Raw genomic sequence first — 21,255 nt, forward strand, 5'->3', positions numbered from 1 at the left:
GGCCTCGGCGGGGACGAAGCCGCCATTGTCGCCGATGCCGGCGTGGCCCGGGCGTCAGGCGCCGCCGTTGCCGCGTTGGAGGACGGTGTCGGTGGCCAGCACGGCGTCTGCCGGGATCGTGTCCTGTCCGGTCAGGCGGGCGTAGATCGGGGCGAAGTCGGGCCGCGTCGCGTCCATCAGCTGCTCGAAGCTGTCGATGACGAAGTACGTCTTCTGGTAGGTGTCGATGCGGTAGCGCGTGCGCATCACCCGCTCCAGGTCGAAGCCGATCCGGTTGGGCGCGGCACTCTCCAGGCAGTAGATCGACTCGCCCTTGGAGCTGACGATGCCGGCGCCGTAGATGCGCAGCCCGTCGGCTTGCCGGATCAGGCCGAACTCCACCGTGTACCAGTACAGCCGCGCCAGCTGCATCAGTGCGTCCGGGCCGATGCCGTGCGCCTTCACCCCGCCCCGGCCGTAGGCCTGCAGGTAATCGGCGAACATCGGATCCATCAGCAGCGGCACGTGGCCGAACAGGTCGTGGAAGAGGTCCGGCTCCTCGATGTAGTCGATCTGGTCGGGTCGGCGGATCCACCAGCTCACCGGGAATCGGCGGTTGGCCAGGTGGGTGAAGAAGTCCAGCTCCGGCAGCAGCCCTTCCACCGCCACGATCTGCCAGCCGGTGGCGGCACCGAGGATTTCATTGAGATCGGAGAACTTCGGAATCCGGTCTGACGGCATCCGCATCCGCGCCTGCGCCTGCAGGAAAGCGTCGCAGGCGCGACCGGGCAGCAGCGCCTGCTGGCGCGCGTACAGCTGCCGCCACACCGCGTGATCGGCCTCGGTGTAGCTGTCCCAAGGCTGCTCCACCGTGCCGGTGGCGTACACGGGCACCGAGCCCCGGTCGGTCTGGATGTTTTCGAGGCGGCGCGGGGTGGGCAGAGCGGACATGGCGAAAGGGGGCAACCAGAGTGATGACCCAGCGTAAGCGCCAACCGGCGCAAGATGTCTGCGTTCTTGCGTGGATATTGCGAATGAGCGCAAAATTATTGCGTCATTAGTGGATCCAGTGGGAAAAAATGACAAAGACGACGCTCGATCGCATTGATCTGTTGCTGCTGGCGGAACTCCAGCGGGCCGGCCGCCAGACCAACGCCGAGCTGGCCGAACGCGTGCACCTGTCGCCCTCGGCCTGCCTGCGCCGGGTGCAGCGGCTGGAGCGCGAGGGCGTGATTGCCGGCTATCGCGCCGAGGTTGACCCGGAGAAGCTGGGGCTTGGTCTGCAGGCGTTCGTGCGCGTGCAGCTGAAGAGCCACGACGCCGCCCGCATCGCGGTGTTCGCCGAACAGGTCAACGGCTGGGCGGAGATCGTGGCCTGCCACGCGCTGACCGGCGACATGGATTACCTGCTGCACGTGGTGGTGCGCGATCTGGAGCACTTCTCCCGCTTCCTGCTGGACAAGCTGCTGGCGCAGGCCGAAGTGGCCGACGTCAACACCAGCTTCGTGCTGCGCACGGTCAAGCGCGCGCAGGCATTGCCGCTGGCCGGCGAAGCGTAAGCCCGGTCAGTCGGCGCGGCAGTCCGCATCGCGGCGCAGCTTGTCCAGCAGGCCGGTCTGCTGCGCGCAGCGCGCCTTGCGCTCGGCCTCTCGTTGCGCTGCCGCCTTGCTCTCTGCGGCCTGGCGGGCCTGCGCCAGGCGCTGTGCCTGCAGGGCGGCGAGCTTTGCGCGGATCTGCGGCAGGGCGGCCTGCGCGGCGCGCTCGCCTTCCAGGATGGCGCGGTTTTTCTGGTCGAAATCGGCAGCGCCGATGTCGTTCACCGCGGGACGGATCACGATGTCGGCCCGCGCCAGTTCGGCGGCGCCCAGCTTCTGCCCCATGATCGCGATGCTGCGGTTGATGTTGCCCAGCAGGCTGGAGGGATCCGCGCTGCCGGTGGCCTTGGTGGAGATATCTACCGCGATGACGAAATCGGCACCCAGCTCGCGCGCGGCGTCCACCGGCACCGGGCTGACCACGCCGCCATCGACGTAATGGTGCTTGCCGATGCTGACTGCCTCGAACACCCCCGGAATCGAGCTGGACGCGCGCACCGCCTGGCCGACGTTGCCGCGCACGAACACCGTGCGCTGGCCGTCCTCCAGCCGGGTCGCGACGGCGGCAAAGGGTTTCTTCAGCTTTTCGAAGGGGCGGTTGCCCAGCAACTGGTTGACGTACTCCTGCAGTTTCTGCCCTTTGACCAGCCCGCCGGAAAACAGGCTGACATCGCGGATGCGGGACTCATCCAGTTCGAAGGCGTTTTGCTGCAGGGCATAGGCATCCATGCCGCCGGCATACAGCGCGCCCACCACGCTGCCAGCGCTGGTCCCGGCCACCACCACCGGCTGGATGCCGTTGGCCTCCAGCATCTTGATCACGCCGATGTGGGCAAAGCCCTTGGCGGCCCCACCTCCCAACGCCAGCCCCACCTTGATGGGTTTGATCTCGACCTTGGTTGGCGGCGGAGCAGGCGCCGGCGCTGGCGCGGGGGCGCTGGCACAGGCCGCCAGCAGAACGGCGGAGCAGACAAGGGCGACGATGCGGCGCATGGCAGGTGTGAATGATGGGTATGGGAAAAGACGGCAAAGCTTACGGCGCGCAACCGCAACCGCGGCGGAATCGTGCGCTAGCATCCGTGCATGACCCGCCACCCACATCCTGTTGCCATTCCACCCACCCGCATCGAACGCTGGCTGCTGGCTGGTGGCGTGGTGCTAGCCCTCGCGGTGTCGCTGGCCATCGCCACCGATCGGCTGACCTGGGTGTTGGAAACGGTATGGGCGATGGTTGGCCTGGCGCTGATTGCGTGGCGCTGGCCGCACTTCCCGCTGACCCGGTTGCTGTGCTGGCTGTTGGCGCTGCATGCGCTGGTGCTGATCCATGGCGGCGCCTACACCTATGCGAAAACGCCGCTTGGGTTCTGGCTGCAGGATCTGCTGGACACCACCCGCAACCCCTGGGACCGCGTGGGCCACTGGATGCAGGGCTTCGTCCCCGCCATCCTGGCGCGCGAGCTGCTGCTGCGGCTGACGCCGCTACGCCGCGGCGGCTGGCTGGTGTACCTGGTGCTGGCGGCGTGCCTCAGCTTTTCGGCGTTCTTCGAACTGATCGAATGGTGGTCGGCATTGATCTATGGTGCTGACGCCGATGCGTTCCTCGCCACCCAGGGCGATGTCTGGGATACGCAATGGGACATGTTCCTGTGCCTGTGCGGTGCGGCCACGTCCCTGCTGCTGTTGTCGCGCTGGCATGACCGCCAGCTGGGGGCAGTGGTGCTGGCGGGGAAATAGCACCTGCTCGGCTTTGAAAATACGACTGCCGCCTTGCGGCGGCAGTCGTGGCGTCACTGCTGGCGGGGTGCTCAGAAACGCGCTTCCAGGCCCAGTGACAGGGTATTGGCGCTGATGCACACGGAAAACACCGACGCGGATTTCAGAAAATTCCTACCTGTTGGTATCCAATCGGGGGCCTTCCGCCGCGCCGCCGGGATCATGGCCGGAGGGGCGCCGGAACGGCAACACCGTCGCCTCGGCCGATGGCGGCGTGCGCTGCCACAGCACCGGGACATCGTCCGGGGCGCGCAGTTCGTATGTTTCGAAGCCGGCCTCGGCGCGTTCCCGCGCCTGCGCCGCTTCGCTCTCTTCCTCGATTTCCCAGCTGTACTTCGGCCGTAGCGGCTGCGGGTCTCTACGGCGGAACAGGATCGCGGCCACGATGCCGGCCAAGGCGCCGCCCAGGTGCGATTCCCAGGACACGCCGGCTTCGCGCGGCAGTACCGACATCAACATGCCGCCGTAGAACAGGAACGCGATCATGCCGGCGGCGATCGCGGCGCGGTCGCGGCGGAGCAGGCCCAGCGTGAACACCAGAAAGCCCAGACCGTGGGTCACGCCGCTGGCGCCCAGGTGGTGCGAGCCGGGCTGGCCCAGCAGCCAGGCGCCCAGCCCAGACCCCAGCCAGAGCAGCGGCAGCGCGCGCAGCGTCGCCTTCGGGTAGGCGGTGCCGGCTAGCGTGCCGAGCAGCAGCAGCGCGGTGGTATTGGCCAGCACGTGCGCCACCGAGCCGTGTAAAAAAGGGGCCGCCAGCAGCCCGAGCAGTCCCTCCGCGGTGCGTGGCGTGACCGCTAGGAACGTCCAGTCGAAGCCCTGCTGCGCCGCGAAGCAGGCCCACAGCAGCAACGCGGCGCCCAAGCTGGCATTCAGCGCGCGGCGGACGCGTGCCCGGTCGGCCTGGCGCTGGGCATCGCGGGTGGAGGAAGCGGACATCCCGATCAGGTGGTCACGCCACGCGCCGGCTTCAAGGGGCCGGCGGCGCGTGCCCCGGCTTCGGCCGCAGCAGGCTGAGTGCGATGGTGGTGCCGATGATGACCGCCACCGCGCCCAGCGAGAGCAGGATCGGGATCTTGTAGAGGTCGATCAGCAGCATCTTGGCACCGATGAAGGCCAGCACCAGCGCAAGGCCATAGGGCAGCAGGTGGAAGCGGTCGGCCATGCCCTGCAGCAGGAAGAACATCGCGCGCAGGCCCAGCACGGCGAACACGTTGGAGGTCAGCACGATGAACGGGTCGGTGGTGATGGCAAAGATCGCCGGGATCGAATCCACCGCGAAGATCACGTCGGTGATGCCGATCATCGCGATCACGATGAATAGCGGGGTGAACTTGCGGCGGCGGCCCTGACCGATCCACAGCGCGCTGCCCACATAGCGGCGCACGAATGGCACGTGCGCGGTCAGCCAGCGCAGCACCGGGTTGCGGTCAAGGTCGGGTTCCTCGCCCGCGGCACGCCACATCTTGATGCCGGTCAGCAGCAGGAAGGCGCCGAACAGATACAGCACCCAGTGGAACTTCGACAGCAACAGCGCGCCGGCGAAGATCAGGATCGCGCGCAGCACGATGGCGCCGATGATGCCGATCACCAGCGCGCGCTGGCGTTGCATCTCTGGCACCGCGAAGTAGCTGAAAATCATCAGGAACACGAAGATGTTGTCGACCGCCAGCGCTTTTTCGACCAGGTAGCCGGTCAAAAACTCCATGCCGATGCGCCCGCCTTCCGCGGCGCCGAAGCGCTGTCCCGCCTCCCACCACAGCCAGGCGTTGAAGGCCAGCGCCAGTGCGACCCAGCCGAGGCTCCACCAGGCGGCTTCCTTGAACGTGACCTTGTGCGGCCCGCCGTGGCGCATCAGCACCAGGTCGGCCACCAGCGCGGCCAGCACCACCAGGCCGAATACCAGCCAGAGAAAGGGGGTTCCAATCGTCTCCATGCAATGCGCTCCGTTCGACCGGCGGAGGCGTCCATGCAGGGACGCATGGAAAGGGAGCGCGCTTCGCCGTTCGGCGAAGGTCTCACTCACAGGCCGTGGGCCTGCCGCGGCGCCGGGGCGCTGTCTTTGGGACAGTTGGCCCGTCATGACGACGACCGCGCGCGGAGTTACTCCCCTTCTTGGGCGACAATATCCGATTCCCGTTACCCGTGTGTCAACGCCCCATGGCCGAACCCCTGCCCGTCGTCCGTCTGAAGAACGCCTGGAACTCCACCCATCCGTGGATCTTCCAGCGCCTGGTCGAGAAGCCCGCGCAGCGGCCCAAGCCGGGTAGCGTGGTGGATGTGGTCGGCGTGGACGGCGCGTTCATTGGCCGTGGCTTCTACAACGGCCATTCGCGGATCGCCGTGCGCATCCTCGAGCGCAACCCGGAGGTGCCGGTGGATGCCGGTTGGTTCGTGCGCAAGATCGGCGAGGCGGTGCGGCTGCGCCGCGAGATCCTCCGGCTGGATGAAATCAGCAACGCCTGGCGCGTGGTGCACAGCGAGGGCGATGGCATCAGTGGGCTGGTGGTGGACCGCTACGACGACCTGATCGTGGTCGAGTTCTTCAGCGCCGGCGCGTGGCGGCACCGCAGCATCATCTTCGATGCGCTGCGCGAGCACTTCCCCGGCTGCCGTTTCCACAGCTTCGCCGACGAGCACGTGCAGAAGCAGGAAAGCTTCGACTACAAGGACACGCAGGGCACCGAACCGGCCATCGTCACCGAACACGGCATCAAGTTCCGCGCCGACCCGGCCGGCGCGCACAAGACCGGCTTTTTTGCCGACCAGCGCGAGAACCGCGAGTGGCTGAGCCGGCAGGTCGAAGGCAAGCGCGTGCTGGACCTGTGCTGCAACACCGGCGGCTTTGCGGTGTATGCCGCGGCGCGCGGCGCGGCCGAGGTGGTGGGTATCGATATCGACCCGGCCGTGATCGAGCTGGCCAAGCAGAACGCGCACCTCAACAGCGCCCTGATCGGCAGCCGCAAGCCGCGCTTCGTGCAGGCCGACATCTTCCCGTGGTTGCGCGACGCCGCCCTCAATGGCGAGCGTTTCGACGCGGTGATCCTGGACCCGGCCAAGATGACCCGCGACCGCGAGCAGGTCATCAACGCGCTGAAGAAGTACCTCGACATGAACAAGCTGGCGCTGGGCGTGGTGAAGCCCGGCGGCCTGTTCGCCACCTTCAGCTGCACCGGCCTGGTCAGCGAGGAGCAGTTCCTCGACATGCTGCGCCGCGCCGCGTTCTATGCCGGCCGCACCGTACAGGTGCTCAAAGTGGCCGGCGCCGGCCCGGACCACCCGTGGCTGGCGCAGGTGCCTGAATCGCGCTACCTCAAGGCGGTGTTCTGCCGCGTGCTGGACTGACGCCTTTCAACCCTGGCGCCCGTCGGCGCAGTGCTTCGGCCGCCAGTACCTGGGCGGGTGGGAGGCGCGCAACCTGCATAGGGTCGCCAACTTGCGCGCCGCGTTCCGCGAACACCCCGGCGCGCGCGTGCTGGCCGTGGTCGGCGCGTCGCACAAGCCGTGGTTCGACGCGCTGCTGGGCATGATGCAGGGCGTGGAAGTGGTCGACGCCACGTGCGTGCTGCGCTGATCTGGGCGGCCGCAGGGCGGTAGCATGCGGAGCTGGACTGCTGGCATGTGAAGGAGCCCCATGCACGATTTTCCCCAGGCGCGACGCCGATGCGGCTGCTGATCGTCGAGGATTCGCCTGCGCTGGCGGATAGCCTGCGCGCCACCCTGGCGGCTGAAGGCCATGCCTGCGACCACGCGGCGGAAGGCCCGGCCGCGCTGCGCTTCCTCGCCGCCCATGACTATGACCTGCTGGTGCTGGACTGGATGCTGCCGGGGCTGGATGGCTTGGGCGTCCTGCGCGCGCTGCGCGCCTCGCGGGCGCCCACCCGCGTGCTGATGCTGTCGGCGCGCGATACCGTGGCCGATCGCGTTACCGCGCTGGATGCCGGCGCGGACGATTATCTGGTCAAGCCGTTCGCCCTGGACGAACTGCTGGCGCGGGTCCGCGCGCTGGCCCGCCGCCCGCGCGAGGACGGCACCGCGCTGCTGGCATGGGACGCGCTGCAGGTGGACCCGCATGCGCGCCGCGCGCGCTGGCAGGGCACCGATCTGCATCTGTCGCCGAAGGAGTACGCGCTGCTGGAGCTGCTGCTGCGCCAGCGCGGCAAGGTGCTGTCGCGTGCGGCCATCTTCGACCGCCTCTACGACAGCGCCAGCGAGGCGTCCGACAAGGTGGTGGAGGTCATCGTCAGCACCCTGCGCAGCAAGCTGGCCAAGGCCGGTGCGCCCGATCCCATCCACACCCGGCGGGGCTTCGGCTATGCGATCGACTGAATCCCATGGCTGGTCGCTGCGCACGCGCCTGGCGTGGCAGCTGGTGCTGGCCATCGGCCTGCTGCTGGGCGGCCTGTTCCTGGTGCTGGACGTGCTGGTGGACCGTGCGATGTACCGCCAGCTGGACCAGTTCCTGGCCGCACGCACCGGCGCGCTGGTTCGCCAGCTGGGCGCGGGGGCGCATTCGCTGGACGAGGTGCTGCCGGCCTGGGACATCGCCGGCCACACCGACTTCTTCGCTATTTACGACGCCCGTGGCCGGCTGCAGGCGGCATCGATGAACAGTGGCGACCGTCCGCTGCGCGCGCCCACCGGCGTGCAGGGCGACATCCTGCTTCCCGATGGCCATGCCGGTCGCTATCGGGTGGAAACGTTGGCCAGCGGTGATCTTGCCGGCAGCCGGCTGGTGGTGGCGACCGAGCGGGAGAGCTGGGACCGCACCGAACGGCGCATGCACGCGGTGCTGCTGGCCGGGACGCTGGCGGCCGTCATCGCGGCCGTGCTGCTGTGTCTGCTGCTGGTGCGCCAGGCCTTCGTGCACATGGCGCGCGAGGCGCGCCGGCTGTCGCACGACGGACCACCAGAGCCGGGGTCGCTGGCCACCACCCCGCGCGAGCTGCATCCGTTTGTCGAGGCGGCCCACGCCGCACTGCGCACGTCCTGGGGCTTGGCCGAACGCGAGCGCCGGCTGTCGCGCAGCGTGGCCCACGAACTGCGCACGCCGGTGGCGGAAATCGCCGCCGTCACCGAGCTTGCGCGTCGCGACGGCGACCCCGCCGCGCTGCGACGTGCGTTGGCTACCGTGGGCGATGCCAATGCGCGCATGCAGCGCGGGATCGAGGCGCTGCTGGCGCTGGCCCGGTTCGAATCCGGACAGGAGCCACCGCAGGCCGATCCGTTGGATCTGGCGGCGCTGCTGCGCGCGCTGGTAGCCAGCGGCGGCGAGGAGCTGGACCCCGCGCGCCTGGCCCTGCAGGTGCCGGAGGAGGCGTGGGGTGTCTGTGATGCCGGCATGCTGGAGCGCATCGCCGCCAACCTGCTGCGCAACGCGATGGAGTACGGCGACCCGGGGACGCCGGTCGAGGTGGCGCTGTCCGCCGACGGTGCCGGCTGGTGGCTGCGCGTACGTAACCGCGCTTCGGGCCTGGCCGAAGCCGACGTGGCCCGGTTCGGCGAGCGTCACTGGCGCGGCAATCGTGCCACCGATGTCCGCCACGCCGGGCTGGGTCTGGCGTTAGTGCTGGCAATGGCGGCGGCGCTGGGGCTGGTTCTGGACTTCCGCCTGCGCGATGGTGTGCTGGAGGCCGCATTGGGGCCGATCCCAGCACTCTAGGAAAAGTCCCGGCAACGCCGTTCTGGCGTTGTCAGTCCATGCCAAGCCCAGCCCCTGTCCGGGCGCTTGGCGCACACCCATCAATTGCTTGCGCGAGCGATGCGTGGTCCGCCCGCCATCGCCGACAGAAATTTCCAGGGTGTTCGGAGGTTGCCTGGGCCTCTGGCAGCCTTAAGCGAGCCAAAAGCTTGGTTTGCCAGGCTGGCGCCTTCTGCCGGATGCCGTCTCCGCCATGCGCCCACGCCTGCTCGTCCTCGCCGTTGCCCTCGCCCTGCCGGGCCTGCCCGCCTGCCAGCGCGCCCCCGATCCCGCTGCCGACGCGGCCTTGGCGCCTCGCGCCGATGCCGAGGGTCGCATCCGTCTCAGCGCCGCGCAGGCCGCCAACCTGGGCCTGCGCGAAGTGCCGGCCACGGCAGCGGACGCGGTGCCGGTGGCAGGCTTGCCGGCCGAAGTCACGATGCCGCTGGCATCCAGCACCCAGGTCACCCTGCCCTATGCCGGCGTGGTCACCCGCGTGCTGGTGGACGAGGGCGAGCAGGTGCAGCGCGGGCAGCCGATGCTGCGCGTACAGAGCCGCGAATTGCTTGCCGCCCAGGCCGATCTGGCGCGCGCGCAGGCGGAGTCCGGCGTCGCCGCGCAGCAGGCCCGCCGTGACACCCTGCTGGAGCAGGAGGGCCTGATTCCCGCCGCCCGCGCGCAGGAGAGCCGCGCCCGCGCGCAGATGGCCCTCGCCAGCATGCGCCAGGCCAGCGCTGCGCTGGCGCAGTTTCGTCCCAGCGGCGCCGCGGCTGAATTCGAGCTGCTGGCGCCGCAGGCGGGCCGCGTGCTGCGCCGCCAAGTGCGCCCCGGGCAGGCGCTGGAGGCGCTGGCCCCGGCCTTTTCGCTGGTTGCCGGCAAACGTCTGGACCTGGAATTCGCGGTGCCGATGGAGTTGGCGGCGCAGCTGCGCGTGGGCCAGACAGTGGCGTTGCCTGGCGGTGGCGTGGCGCGCGTGGCGGCCGTGAGTGGCGATGCCGATACGGGTGCGCAGAGCGTGCGCGTGCGCGCGCAGGTGGACCCCGGCAGCGGCCTGCTACCGGGCCAACAGCTGGATGTCACCCTGCGCCTGCCTGCCCCGGCAGGCGCGGTGGCGGTGCCGGCCAGCGCGGTGCTGCAGGAGGGCAAGGGACAGGTGCTGTTCGTGCGCGAGGATGGCGCGTGGCGTCGCGTGGCGGTGCGCCAGCTGGGCGGTGACGGTCGCACCGCGGTGGTCATTGGCACCGGCTTGCGTGCCGGCGTGCCGGTGGCCGCGGCCGGCGGCAACGTGCTGAAGACCCTGGCGGCGGCGGAGTAGGCCCATGCTGTCGCGTCTGATCGCGTTTTCCCTGCGCCAGCGGCTGCTGGTGCTGCTGGCGGTGCTGGCGCTGGCCGGCGCTGGCCTGCGCGCCTATCTGCAGTTGCCGATCGATGCCTATCCGGACATCTCGCCGACCCAGGTGAAGCTGATCCTGAAGGCGCCGGGCATGACTCCGGAGGAAGTGGAAAGCCGGGTGGTGGCGCCGCTGGAGATGGAGCTGCTGGGCGTGCCGGGCGCGGTGATGCTGCGTTCCACCGCCAAGTACGCCATTGCCGACGTCACCCTGGACTTCGCGCCGGGCACCGACATCTACTGGGCGCGCCAACAGGTCGCCGAGCGCTACGCCAACGTCACCAGCGTGCTGCCGGCCGACGTCGGCGGTGGCCTGGCGCCGATCGCCACGCCGCTGTCGGACGTCTTCATGTTCACCATCGAGGGCGGTGGCCTGAGCCTGCAGGAGAAGCGCAGCCTGCTGGACTGGACGATCCGCCCGGCGCTGCGCACGGTGCCCGGCGTGGCCGACGTCAACGCGCTCGGCGGCGAGGTCAAGTCGTTCGTGGTGGTGCCCGACCGCGCCCGCCTGCTGGCCAACGGCCTGCGCCTGCGCGATCTGGTGGACGCGCTGGAACGCAACAACCGCAACGACGGCGCCGGCCGCCTGCGCGCCGGCGAGAACGCGTTGATCGTGCGCGTGGAAGGCGCACTGGCGGACGCCGCCGACATCGGCAACGTGGTGCTCAAGCCCGGCATGCCGCCGGTGCGGGTGCGCGACGTGGCCAGCGTCCGCACCGAGGCGATGACGCGCTACGGCGCGGTCACCCGCGACGGCCGCGGCGAGGCGGTGGAAGGCATCGTGGTGGCGCTGCGGGGCGTCGATGCCTCCAAGCTGGTGCACGCCACCGAGACGCGCCTGCAGGCGCTGGCGTCCAGCCTGCCGCCGGGCGTGCGGGTGGTGCCGTTCTACAACCGCAGCCAGCTGATCGAGCGTGCGGTGGAAACGGTGCGCTCCGCGCTGGTGGAAGCCACCGTGCTGGTGGTCGTGCTGCTGCTGCTGTTCCTCGGCGAGCTGCGCGCGGCGCTGGTGGTGTCGCTGATGCTGCCGCTGGCGGCGCTGTTCACCTTCCTGCTGATGCAGCTGAGCGGGCAGACCGCCAACCTGATGAGCCTGGGCGGGCTGGCGATCGCCATCGGCATGCTGGTGGATGCCGCGGTGGTGGTGGTGGAGAACACCGTGACCCGGCTGCAGCCGGATGCGCGCGGCGCCCACCTGCCGCGCCTGCACCGCGTGTTCGATGCCACCCGCGAGGTGGCGGTGCCGGTGGCCGCGGGCATGCTGATCATCGCCCTGACCTTCCTGCCGCTGCTCACGCTGGAAGGGCTGGAAGGCAAGCTGTTCGCGCCGGTGGCGCTGACCATCGTGTTCGCACTGGCGGCCTCGCTGCTGCTGTCCCTCACCTTCATCCCGGTGCTGTCGTCGCTGCTGCTGCGCTCGCACGCGCACCACGAACCGTGGCTGATGCGGCAGGTGGACCGCCTGTACCGCCCGCTGCTGGATGCGGTGTTGGCGCGGCCGCAGCGGGCGCTGGTGCCGGCGCTGGTGGCGCTGGCGCTGGGCGTGGCGGCCTACCTGGGTGTTGGCAAGAGCTTCATGCCCACCATGGACGAGGGCGACATCCTGGTGCAGATCGCCAAGTCGCCCGCGATTTCGCTGGAGCGTTCCGCCGCCCTGGACCTGGCGGTGGAGCGCGCGATCAAGGCGCAGGTGCCCGAAGTGGAGCACGTGGTGGCGCGCGTCGGCTCGGACGAGCTGGGCCTGGATCCGATGGGCCTCAACGAGACCGACATGTTCCTGAAGCTGCGCCCGAAGTCGGACTGGCGCGTGGCCGACAAGGACTGGCTGGTGGATGAACTGCGCAAGGTGCTGCGGGGCTTCCCCGGTATCGACATCGGCTTCACCCAGCCGATCGAGATGCGCGTGTCCGAGATGCTCACCGGCAGCCGCGGTGACCTTGCCATCAAGATCTTCGGCCCCGACCTCGATGTGCTGGGCGCGCTGGCCCAGCAGGCCGCCGCCGCGGTGGGGCGGGTGCCCGGTGCGCAGGACGTGATCACCCAGGCGGTGGAGGGTGTCGATTACCTGCAGGTGGTGGTGGACCCGGTCGCGGCCGGCCGCCATGGCCTGTCGGTGTCCGACGTGCAGGACGAGCTGCGCGCCCAGATCGACGGCATCCGCGCCGGCACCGTGATCGAGCCGGGGATGCGCACGCCGATCCTGGTGCGCGGTGGCGACGAGGTGCGTCTGTCCGAGCAGCGCTTCCGGCTGCTGCGCCTGGCGCTGCCTGACGGCAGCGACATCCCGCTGTCGGCGGTGGCCCGGCTGGCCGCCGGCAATGGCCCGGTGAAGGTGGGCCGCGAGCAGGGCTCGCGCTACGCGCTGGTGCAGGCCAATGTCGGCGGTCGCGACCTGGTCGGGTTCGTCGAGGACGCCAAGGCTGCGATGGCGCGCGAGGTCCGCCTGCCGCCCGGCTACCGCATGGAATGGGGCGGCCAGTTCGAGAACCAGCAGCGCGCCGCGCGCCGCCTGGGCCTGGTGGTGCCGGTGGCGCTGGCGGTGATCTTCCTGGTGCTGTTCATGACCTTCGGTTCGCTGCGCCAGGCGCTGCTGATCCTGGGCAACATCCCGTTCGCGCTGGTCGGCGGCGTGCTGGCGCTGTGGGCGTCGGGGCAGTACCTGTCGGTGCCGGCATCGGTCGGGTTCATCGCCCTGCTGGGCATCGCCGTGCTCAACGGCCTGGTGCTGGTGACCTGCTTCAACCAGCTGCACGACGCCGGCCTGCCGCTGCAGGAGGTGGTGCGCCGTGGCGCATTGCAGCGCGTGCGGCCGGTGCTGATGACCGCCAGCATCACCGCGCTGGGTCTGGTCCCGCTGCTGCTGGCCACCGGCCCCGGTTCGGAGATCCAGCGCCCGCTGGCGGTGGTGGTGATCGGCGGCCTGGTGACCTCCACCGCGCTGACCCTGCTGCTGCTGCCGATCCTGTACCGCCGCTATGGCATCGCCGCTGCGAAGAAGGAGGCCGCATGACCATGATCGAAGACGCCCACGCTGCCGTGCGGCTGGTGCTGGTGTTCCCGCCGCATCTGGAACAGGCGGTGACCGAGGCACTGGTGGCCACGCCGGGGATGCCCGGGTTCACCCTGCTGCAGGCGGAAGGCCATTCCAGCGATTTCGCCCGCGCCTCCGCCGCCGAACAGGTGCGCGGGCGGGTGGAGCGTCGGGTGCTGTGGATGCTGCTGCCGCCGGCGCAGGTGGATGGCGTGCTGGCGAAGCTGCGGCAGGAAGTGGACGCACACGACGTGCGCTGGTGGCTGGAGCCGGTGCTGGCGATGGGGAGGCTGGGATGAAGCGATGGATGCTGGGCCTGCTGTGGCTGGTCAGCGCGGCAGCGCCCGCGCAGCAATGGTTGCCACCGCACGATGTGGTGCATGACGCGATTGAACTGCAGCCCGATGTCGCCGCCGCCCGCGCCCGCCTGGACGCAGCGCAGGCGCGGGCCCGCGCATTGGCCGCGGGGCCGCACGAATTCCAGCTTGAAGGCGCACGCCTGCGTCGCAACGTGGACGAGCCTGGCCTGCACCAGCGCTACGTCGAGACCGAGCTGATCCTGAGCCGCACGTTCCGCCTGCCCGGCAAGGCCGCGCTGGACCGCCGCATCGGCGATATCGGCGTGCGTGCGGCCGAGCTGCGTCTTGACGATGCCCGCCACCAGGCGGCGCGGCGCCTGCTGGGCGACTGGATGGACTGGCTGCGCGCGGCCGAACGCCAACGCACCGCGGAGATCCAGCTGCACCTGTTGGAGACCGAGCGCGCCGGGCTGGCCCGGCAGGTGGCGCTGGGCGCGGCGGCCCGCAAGGATCTGGACCTGCTCGAGGTCGAATCCGCACAGGCGCGTGCGCGTGCCCTGGCCACACAGGCCGCGGTGCGCTCAGCCCGCGAGGCCTTGCACAGCGACTTCCCCGGCCTGCCGATTCCCGAGGTCGCGCCCGCGGTGGATCCGCCGCTGGCGCTGCCGGAGACGCCGCAGGTGTGGATCGACCGCATCATCGCGCGCAGCCACGAGATCGGCGCCCTGCAGGCCGATGCCGAACAGGCCGACGCCCGTGCCGCCCGCGCCCGCGCCGAACGCATCGCCGATCCCACGCTGGGGCTGCGCCGGCTGGACGAGCGCGGCGGCGTCGAGCAGGTCACCGGGCTGGTGCTCAGCTTTCCGCTGGGCGGCCGCCAGCGCAGTGCCAACGCGCAGGCGGAGTCCGCCAACGCCGCCGCCCTGCATGGGGATGCCGAGGCAATGCGGCGCGACATCACCCGCGAAGCGGTGGTCACGGTGAATGCCGCGGTCACCCTGGCCGAGCAGTGGCGCGCCCAGCAGGCCGCGCTGACGGCCAGTACCGCGGCGTTGCAGCGGATCAGGCGCGGCTGGGAACTGGGCGAGGTGGCAGTGGCCGAATGGCTGCTGGTGCAGCGCCAGCATGCCCAGCTGGTGTCCACCGAAGCCGATGCCCGCGCCGAGGCCGAGCTGGCGCGCCTGCGGGTGCTGGTGGATTCGCACGAGCTCTGGCACGACGAATAGCGGCCCTTGCGCAGGGCTGGCCTACAATCCTGATGCCACCGCGCGCTTCACCCCCCCCCGTCACCGGATGCCGCCGATGCCTGTCGAACATCACCATCACCACGAATCCCATCGCAGCCACAACGCAGGCTGGCTGCGCGCCGCCGTGCTGGGGGCCAACGACGGCCTGATCTCCACCGGCAGCCTGGTGCTGGGCATGGCCACCGCGCAGGCCGCGCCCGCCACCATCCTGCTCAGCGGCTTGGCCGGTCTGGTGGCCGGCGCGCTGTCGATGGCCGCCGGCGAATACGTGTCGGTCAGCTCGCAAGCCGATGCCGAGGAAGCCGACATCCGCATCGAGCGCGCGGCGCTGGAGCAGCATCCGGAAGCGGAGCTGCAGGAGCTCACCCAGATCTACATCCAGCGCGGGCTGGAACCGGCGCTGGCCCGGCAGGTGGCCGAGCAGCTGACCGCGCATGACGTGCTGGCCGCCCATCTGCGTGACGAAGTCGGCATCCACGAGGTGCAGCGCGCACGCCCCGTGCAGGCGGCGCTGGCCTCGGCCGGCGCGTTCACCCTGGGCGCGCTGCCGCCGGTGCTGCTGGCCTGGCTGTGGTCCGGCCCGGGCCTGTCCACCGTCCTGGTCGCCAGCTCGCTGGTGCTGCTGGCGGTGCTGGGCTTTGTTGCCGAGCGCGTCGCCGGCGGCGGCGGCATCAAGGGCGCGCTGCGCGTGCTGCTGTGGGGCAGCCTGGCGCAGGGCGCCACCGCGCTGATCGGCTGGCTGTTCGGCGTCAACGTCGGCTGAGCGCAGTCGCAGGCGTTGCGACGCCCGCCGTTACACTGGCGGGATGGATACCAACACGCTGCTGCTGATCCTGCTTCTGGTGGCCGTCCTGGCCGCACTCGTCCTGCTGCTGGTGCAGCTGCAGCGCCGCCCCGAAGAACGCATCGCCGCGCAGCTGCGCGAGGAACAGCGCGAGGGCCGCAGCGAGCTGCGCGCGCAGCTGGACGGCTTCGCCCTGCAGCAGGGCCAGCGCATCGACGGGTTCGGCAGCCAGCTGCAGGCGGTGGCGGCGCGTACCGACCAGCGCCTGGACGAGTTGACCCAGCGCACCGATGCGCGGCTGGACGCGCTGCGCGCCGCGCTGGTCGAGGACGCACGCAAGGCCCGTGGCGAGCTGGCCGAACAGCAGCAGCGGCACGCCGACGCGCTGGGTCAGGGCCTGCGTGAGCTGGCCGCGCGCAACGAGGCACGCATCGCCGAGATGCGCACCACGCTGGAGCAGCAGCTGCAGGCACTGCAGGCCGACAACGCCGCCAAGCTCGAGCAGATGCGCGCCACCGTGGACGAGAAGCTGCACGCCACGCTGGAGACGCGGCTCACCGAGAGCTTCGGCAACGTCACCCGCATGCTGGCGCAGGTGCACCAGGGCCTGGGCGATATGAGCAAGCTGGCGGCCGATGTCGGCGGGCTGCAGCGCGTGCTGACCAATGTGAAATCGCGCGGCATTTTCGGCGAGGTGCAGCTGGCCGGCCTGCTGGAGCAGGTGTTCGCGCCCGACCAGTACGCCGCCAACGTGGCCACCATTCCCGGCAGCAGCGAGCGAGTGGAGTTCGCGGTGCGCTTTCCCGGTGCGGGCGACGAGGCGGTGGTGTGGCTGCCGATCGACGCCAAGTTTCCGCGCGAGGACTACGAGCGCCTGCTGGACGCGCAGGAGCGTGCCGATGCCGATGCGGCGCGCGCGGCCGGCGATGCGCTGGAGCGGCGCGTACGCGAGGAGGCCAAGCGCATCCGTGGCAAATACATCTGCCCGCCGCACACCACCGAATTCGCGGTGCTGTTCCTGCCCACCGAAGGGCTGTACGCGGAGGTGTTGCGCCGGCCCGGGCTGTTTGAAGCCCTGCAGCGCGAGCAGCGCATCACCCTGGCCGGGCCGACCACCCTGCTGGCCCTGCTCACCAGCCTGCAGATCGGTTTCCGCACGGTGGCCATCGAAAGGCGCTCGGCCGAAGTGTGGCGCATCCTCGAGAAGGCCAAGACCGAGTTCGGCAAGTTTGGCGACGTACTGGACAAGGTGAAGGACAAGCTTGACCAGGCCAGCAGGCAGATCGAGCAGACCGGCGTGCGCACCCGCGCCATCGAGCGCAGCCTGCGCGAGGTGGATGCGTTGCCGGGCGAGTCGGCCGAGGACGCACCGGTGGCGTTGGCAGCACCGGCGCGGGACTGAGCCTCGCCGCGATCAGGGCTTTGGCTGGGCCGGCGGCGTGGCGGCCGGCTCGTCTTCCATCATGTACTCGGGCAGCGCGTCCACGCCCTCGTTGCGGTGGCTGCGGTCGCCTTCGACCAGGTAGCGGCGGCGGGCCAGCCACGCGTCGCGGGTCAGCACGTACTCATCGGGCGCGGCCTCGCGCAGGGCATCGATGCTGAGCAGGCCGGCGCGCAGGTCGGTCAGCCGCAGCGCCTGCAGCGAGATGCGGGTGCGGTCTTCCTCGACGTAGCTCAGCGGCGACATCGAGATGTCGCCCACCTCGCCTAACGCATCGCGCAGGGTGTGCGGCCCGAGGAAGGGCAGCTCCACGTAGCGCGACTGCTGCCAGCCCCAGCGCGCCAGCGTGCGGCCGAAATCGGCGCTGTGACGGTGCATCTTCAGCTGCTTGCCGGCCGGGTCGAACAGGCCACCGATGCCGAAGGTGGTGTTCACCAGGAAGCGGCCCAGCATCTCCACCGCCTCGCCCGGTCTGCCCTGCAGCAGCAGGTTGGCGAACGCCAGCGGCGAGCCGAGGTTGTCGAAGAAGTTGGTCACGCCCGCGCGCAGCGGCTGCGGTACCACGTTCACGTAAGCACGTGCCACCGGGCGGATCACGGCGCGGTCGATGGCGTTGTTGAACGCATGCACCCGCCGGTTCATCGGCTCCCACGGGTCCAGCACGGTGGCACCGCTGCCCTGGCCGTCGGCGGGTGCGGCGGTGTCGCCGTAGATCGCCGCGAAGTCGTCTTCCGCCGGCGTGGCGGGCGCGTCGCTGGTGGCGGAGGTGTCAGCAGTGGCAGCGGCCGGGCTCCCCTCGGCCATCGGGGCGTCGACGGGCGCCTCGGCTGGCGGTACCGGCAAGGTGTCCGTCGCCACGGCGGGTGCGGCGTCCAGTGCGGCCGCGACCGGGACGACCGGCGCCGCCGGGGCGACCTCGCGCGCGGCCGGCGCGCTGGCGCAGCCGGCGGTTGCAAGCGCGGCAACCAGGGCGGTCGAGGTCAACAGGCGGTTCATGCGGGTCCTTGGAAGCGAAGCGGGTCAGGAGTCATACGGTAGGCGGCACGCAGCCCGGCCAGGCCCGGCGGCTGGCCCTCGATGCGCGGCGAAGCATTGGGCCAGCGCCGACAGCAGGGCCAAGCCGGTGCCGTCCGGCGTAGCGGGGGCCTTCAGCGGCGGCTGTCATTTCCGTTGGTGGTCTGCAGGGTGCCATTGCGCAGGTCGGCCGCCACCTGGGCGATGCCTTTCTGCCGCAGCGGGCTGTCGAACTGGTTGCGGAAAGTCTGCACGTAGGACACGCCTTCGATCATCACATCGAAGATCTTCCAACCGCCGTTGTTGCGGACCAGGTAGTCCACCGGCACCGGCGCGCCGTTGTCGCGCAGCAGCTCGGTGGAGACCTTGATGCCGCGGCCGCCCGGTAGCGGCGTCTCACCCTTCAGGCGCAGCCGAGGGTTGCCCTCGAAGTCGAGCAGGGCGGAACCGTAGCGCTGCATCAGGTTGTCCACCATGGCGTCGGCGAACAGCTTGACGTCGGCATCGCTGGCCCCGCGGCCATGGGTGCCCAGCACCAGCCGCGCGGCGTAGTTGCTGTCGAAGGTGCTGCGCAGTTCGGCATCGATGAACGCACGCAGCGCGGCTGGATTCTTGCGGAACTCCGCGCGGCGCTGCTGCAGGATGGTGAGGATGCGGCTGCCGTTGGCAACGACCTGCTGGCCCGGGGTGGTGGCGGCCTGCTGGGCCTGGGCGGGCAGCGGCACGGTGGCCAGCAGCGGGGCGGCGAGGGCGAGCGCCAGAGACAGGATCAGGGGCTTCATGGGGTTGCTTCCGTGGGGGACGGTGCGTTCGTGGGGGCATTCGGGGTGGCGGGCGTGGACGCGCTGCTGCCCCCGAACATGTACTTGCCTGCGAGCTGGATCAGATCCACCGCCGGCTGGGTGTAGGCGATTTCCTCGCCCGGCTTCAGGTTTTCCGGGTCGCCGCCGGGCTGCAGGCCGACGTAGCTCTCGCCCAGCAGGCCGCTGGTGAAGATGCCGGCCGAGGTGTCGGCGGGCAGCTGGTAACGTTTGTCGATGTCCAGCGTCACCAGCGCATCGAAGCGCTTGGGATCGAGTTCGAGTGCGGACACGCGCCCCACCGTCACGCCGCCGATCCGCACCGGCGCCTGCAGGCGCAGCTGACCGATCGAGCTGAAGCGCGCGTGCAGCGGGTATTGCCCACCGCCGTCCCCGAACTGGCGGTTGGTGGACACAAAGGCAAGTACCAGCAAGGAGGCCAGCGCCACCAGCAGGAAGGCGCCGACCGCGAATTCGACTCTGGGGCTACGGATTGCCATGAAGGAAGGTCCTCATCGAAACAGGGCAGGTGGCGGCATGACCGGAATCCGGCTCCGCACGGGCGGTGGTTAGCGGAACAGGAGCGCCGACATCACGAAATTGAACATCAGCACCAGCAGCGAGGCGTTCACCACGGCGCGGGTGGTGGCCACCGAGGTGCCCTCGATGGTCGGTTCGGCATAAAACCCGGCGTGGGCGGCCACCAGTGCGGCAGTGGCACCGAAGACCGCGGATTTCAGCAGGGCCACGCCGAAATCGTCCCAGGCATCCACGCTGTTCTGCAGTGCGGCCCAGAACGTGCCGTTATCCAGGCCCAGCCCCCGCACCGCCTCGAACCAGCTGGCGGTGATCGCCATCAGGCAGAACAGCCCGGTCAGCAGCGGCAGGCTCAGCACCGCCGCCCAGAATCGCGGCGCCACGGCTTTGGCCAGCGGATCGATCGCCATCAGCTCCAGTGCCTTGATCTGGTCGGTGGCGCGCATCAGGCCCAGCTCGGCAGCGATCGAGCTGCCGGCGCGACCAATGAACAGCAGCGCGGTCAGCACCGGGCCCAGCTCGCGGTACAGCGACAGGCCCAGCAGGGTGGACAGCGCATCGGTGGCGCCGAACGTGGTCAGGGTGCGATACCCCTGCAGGGTCAGCACCAGGCCGACGAACGCACCGCCGACCAGGATGATGGGCAGCGAGCGGGCGCCGATCTTGTAGATCTCCTTGATCAGCTCGACCAGGAAATCCGCGCCCGGACGGGAGGCGCGCAGCACCGCCAGGGCAAACAGCCCGGCGCGGCCCAACGAACGCAGCAGCGAGGTCAGCGGCATCAGGCGGCCCTCTGTCCAGTGACGTCGTCGAAGGCGATCGGCCCGTGCGGGCTGCCGTCCAGGAACTGCCGCAGCAGCGGGTCCTGGCTGGCCTGCAGCGCCTCGGGCGTGCCATCGAAGGCCAGCCCGCCGTTGGCGACCACGACGGCCTGGTCGCACACCGGCAGGGTTTCGCGCACGTGATGGCTGACCACGATGCAGGTCAGTCCCAGCGATTGGTTGAGCTGGCGCAGCAGGCTCATGACCACGCCGCTGGCGATCGGGTCCAGCCCGGTCAGCGGCTCATCGCACAGCAGCAGCGGCGGATCCAGCGCCAACGCGCGCGCCAGCGCCGCCCGCCGCGCCATGCCGCCGGACAGTTCACGCGGGAAGCGGTCGGCGGCGGCTGCCAGCCCCACCGCCTCCAGCTTGGCCAGCGCCCGCGCCTGGATCTCGGCGGCCGGCAGGCCGGAATGGGCACGCAGCGGCAGCGCCACGTTTTCCAGCACGGTCAGGTCGGTCAGCAGGCCATTGCCCTGCAGCAGGACGCCCAGCCGTTTGCGCATCGCCAGCAGCCCGCGGGCGTCGCGTGGAACCGGCTGGCCGAACACCTCCACCTGGCCCTGGGCCGGCACCAGCTCGCCGGTGATGGCGGCCAGCAGGGTGGACTTGCCGCTGCCCGACGGGCCCAGCACGGCGGTCATGCTGCCCTTGGCCACGCTGAGGTTGATCCCGCGCAAGACCGCACGCCCACCGTATTCCAGGCGGATATCGGACAGGCGCACGGCGATGGAGGCAAGCTCGGTCATGGAAGGCCCGTATCGAAGCGGGACGGATGGGGTGCGCGCGGGCGGCACAGATTGGCGGGCACAGGCTGAACAGGGGGCGAAGCGAATGAACCCGCAAGTACAGGAATTATCACCGATC

The 21,255-nt window shown here is 70.2% G+C and carries 21 protein-coding genes; 12 read left to right on the forward strand and 9 right to left on the reverse strand.

Annotation, left to right across the window (positions count from 1 at the left end; all coding sequences use genetic code 11):
- Positions 1 to 54 precede the first annotated feature (54 nt).
- Complete coding sequence (gene phhA, locus ACK4SG_RS09795; RefSeq protein ID WP_409601555.1) at positions 55 to 930, reverse strand: phenylalanine 4-monooxygenase; 876 nt, start codon at positions 928 to 930, stop codon at positions 55 to 57.
- A 128-nt stretch (positions 931 to 1,058) separates the two neighbouring features.
- Between phhA and ACK4SG_RS09800 the strand changes: the two genes are divergently transcribed.
- Positions 1,059 to 1,538, forward strand: a complete 480-nt coding sequence (locus ACK4SG_RS09800) for an Lrp/AsnC family transcriptional regulator (protein WP_409601556.1) — start codon at positions 1,059 to 1,061, stop codon at positions 1,536 to 1,538.
- 6 nt (positions 1,539 to 1,544) lie between these two features.
- Here ACK4SG_RS09800 and ACK4SG_RS09805 read toward each other — a convergent pair whose 3' ends face one another.
- Entirely contained in the window at positions 1,545 to 2,567 is a 1,023-nt protein-coding gene (locus tag ACK4SG_RS09805; protein WP_409601557.1) for a patatin-like phospholipase family protein, read from the reverse strand.
- A gap of 90 nt (positions 2,568 to 2,657) precedes the next feature.
- Between ACK4SG_RS09805 and ACK4SG_RS09810 the strand changes: the two genes are divergently transcribed.
- Positions 2,658 to 3,308 carry a DUF2238 domain-containing protein gene (locus tag ACK4SG_RS09810; RefSeq protein ID WP_409601558.1) on the forward strand — a complete coding sequence of 217 codons (651 nt, stop codon included), beginning with the start codon at positions 2,658 to 2,660 and terminating at the stop codon, positions 3,306 to 3,308.
- 153 nt (positions 3,309 to 3,461) lie between these two features.
- On the opposite strand, the gene ACK4SG_RS09815 is transcribed toward ACK4SG_RS09810, so the two are convergent.
- Positions 3,462 to 4,283 carry a rhomboid family intramembrane serine protease gene (locus ACK4SG_RS09815; protein ID WP_409601559.1) on the reverse strand — a complete coding sequence of 274 codons (822 nt, stop codon included), beginning with the start codon at positions 4,281 to 4,283 and terminating at the stop codon, positions 3,462 to 3,464.
- A gap of 31 nt (positions 4,284 to 4,314) precedes the next feature.
- Positions 4,315 to 5,280, reverse strand: a complete 966-nt coding sequence (locus tag ACK4SG_RS09820) for a TerC family protein (protein ID WP_409601560.1) — start codon at positions 5,278 to 5,280, stop codon at positions 4,315 to 4,317.
- 224 nt (positions 5,281 to 5,504) lie between these two features.
- Between ACK4SG_RS09820 and ACK4SG_RS09825 the strand changes: the two genes are divergently transcribed.
- The 10 genes from ACK4SG_RS09825 (at position 5,505) to rmuC (ending at position 17,177) form a co-directional block, all read left to right on the forward strand.
- The gene (locus ACK4SG_RS09825; protein WP_409601561.1) at positions 5,505 to 6,689 is read left to right on the forward strand and encodes a class I SAM-dependent rRNA methyltransferase; all 1,185 of its coding nucleotides are present in this window, start codon (positions 5,505 to 5,507) and stop codon (positions 6,687 to 6,689) included.
- On the forward strand, positions 6,571 to 6,918 hold the full coding sequence (locus ACK4SG_RS09830; RefSeq protein WP_409601562.1) for a DUF5694 domain-containing protein: 348 nt from the start codon (positions 6,571 to 6,573) through the stop codon (positions 6,916 to 6,918). Before ACK4SG_RS09825 ends, ACK4SG_RS09830 begins: the two co-directional genes overlap by 119 nt.
- Before the next feature lie 89 nt (positions 6,919 to 7,007).
- A complete protein-coding gene (locus ACK4SG_RS09835; RefSeq protein WP_409601563.1) occupies positions 7,008 to 7,673 on the forward strand; it encodes a response regulator transcription factor in 666 nt (221 codons plus the stop codon).
- Positions 7,660 to 9,006: a sensor histidine kinase gene (locus ACK4SG_RS09840; protein ID WP_409601564.1), complete on the forward strand. Its 1,347-nt coding sequence runs from the start codon at positions 7,660 to 7,662 to the stop codon at positions 9,004 to 9,006. Before ACK4SG_RS09835 ends, ACK4SG_RS09840 begins: the two co-directional genes overlap by 14 nt.
- 232 nt (positions 9,007 to 9,238) lie before the next feature.
- Positions 9,239 to 10,339 (forward strand): efflux RND transporter periplasmic adaptor subunit, encoded by a 1,101-nt coding sequence (locus ACK4SG_RS09845; RefSeq protein ID WP_409601565.1) that lies wholly within the window; start codon positions 9,239 to 9,241, stop codon positions 10,337 to 10,339.
- A gap of 4 nt (positions 10,340 to 10,343) precedes the next feature.
- Positions 10,344 to 13,424, forward strand: coding sequence for an efflux RND transporter permease subunit (locus tag ACK4SG_RS09850; RefSeq protein WP_409601566.1), 3,081 nt, complete (start codon positions 10,344 to 10,346; stop codon positions 13,422 to 13,424).
- On the forward strand, positions 13,421 to 13,744 hold the full coding sequence (locus ACK4SG_RS09855) for a DUF3240 family protein (RefSeq protein WP_409601567.1): 324 nt from the start codon (positions 13,421 to 13,423) through the stop codon (positions 13,742 to 13,744). The genes ACK4SG_RS09850 and ACK4SG_RS09855 overlap by 4 nt, the downstream gene beginning before the upstream one ends.
- Positions 13,741 to 14,970 (forward strand): TolC family protein, encoded by a 1,230-nt coding sequence (locus ACK4SG_RS09860; protein WP_409601568.1) that lies wholly within the window; start codon positions 13,741 to 13,743, stop codon positions 14,968 to 14,970. The genes ACK4SG_RS09855 and ACK4SG_RS09860 overlap by 4 nt, the downstream gene beginning before the upstream one ends.
- A gap of 76 nt (positions 14,971 to 15,046) precedes the next feature.
- Positions 15,047 to 15,754: a VIT family protein gene (locus ACK4SG_RS09865; protein ID WP_409601569.1), complete on the forward strand. Its 708-nt coding sequence runs from the start codon at positions 15,047 to 15,049 to the stop codon at positions 15,752 to 15,754.
- Between the two features lie 43 nt (positions 15,755 to 15,797).
- A complete protein-coding gene (gene rmuC, locus ACK4SG_RS09870) occupies positions 15,798 to 17,177 on the forward strand; it encodes a DNA recombination protein RmuC (RefSeq protein ID WP_409601570.1) in 1,380 nt (459 codons plus the stop codon).
- A 12-nt stretch (positions 17,178 to 17,189) separates the two neighbouring features.
- On the opposite strand, the gene ACK4SG_RS09875 is transcribed toward rmuC, so the two are convergent.
- The 5 genes from ACK4SG_RS09875 to ACK4SG_RS09895 all read right to left on the reverse strand — a co-directional run bounded on the left by ACK4SG_RS09875 (position 17,190) and on the right by ACK4SG_RS09895 (position 21,137).
- Positions 17,190 to 18,212 carry a VacJ family lipoprotein gene (locus tag ACK4SG_RS09875; RefSeq protein WP_409601571.1) on the reverse strand — a complete coding sequence of 341 codons (1,023 nt, stop codon included), beginning with the start codon at positions 18,210 to 18,212 and terminating at the stop codon, positions 17,190 to 17,192.
- A 152-nt stretch (positions 18,213 to 18,364) separates the two neighbouring features.
- Positions 18,365 to 19,012: a phospholipid-binding protein MlaC gene (locus ACK4SG_RS09880; protein WP_409601572.1), complete on the reverse strand. Its 648-nt coding sequence runs from the start codon at positions 19,010 to 19,012 to the stop codon at positions 18,365 to 18,367.
- Positions 19,009 to 19,530, reverse strand: coding sequence for an outer membrane lipid asymmetry maintenance protein MlaD (mlaD, locus tag ACK4SG_RS09885; RefSeq protein WP_409601573.1), 522 nt, complete (start codon positions 19,528 to 19,530; stop codon positions 19,009 to 19,011). The genes ACK4SG_RS09880 and mlaD overlap by 4 nt, the downstream gene beginning before the upstream one ends.
- A gap of 69 nt (positions 19,531 to 19,599) precedes the next feature.
- A complete protein-coding gene (locus tag ACK4SG_RS09890) occupies positions 19,600 to 20,349 on the reverse strand; it encodes an MlaE family lipid ABC transporter permease subunit (RefSeq protein ID WP_409601574.1) in 750 nt (249 codons plus the stop codon).
- Entirely contained in the window at positions 20,349 to 21,137 is a 789-nt protein-coding gene (locus ACK4SG_RS09895) for an ABC transporter ATP-binding protein (RefSeq protein WP_409601575.1), read from the reverse strand. Before ACK4SG_RS09895 ends, ACK4SG_RS09890 begins: the two co-directional genes overlap by 1 nt.
- Positions 21,138 to 21,255: the final 118 nt, after the last annotated feature.

The sequence above is a fragment of the Thermomonas sp. genome (genome assembly GCF_046293095.1).
GTDB lineage: Bacteria > Pseudomonadota > Gammaproteobacteria > Xanthomonadales > Xanthomonadaceae > Thermomonas.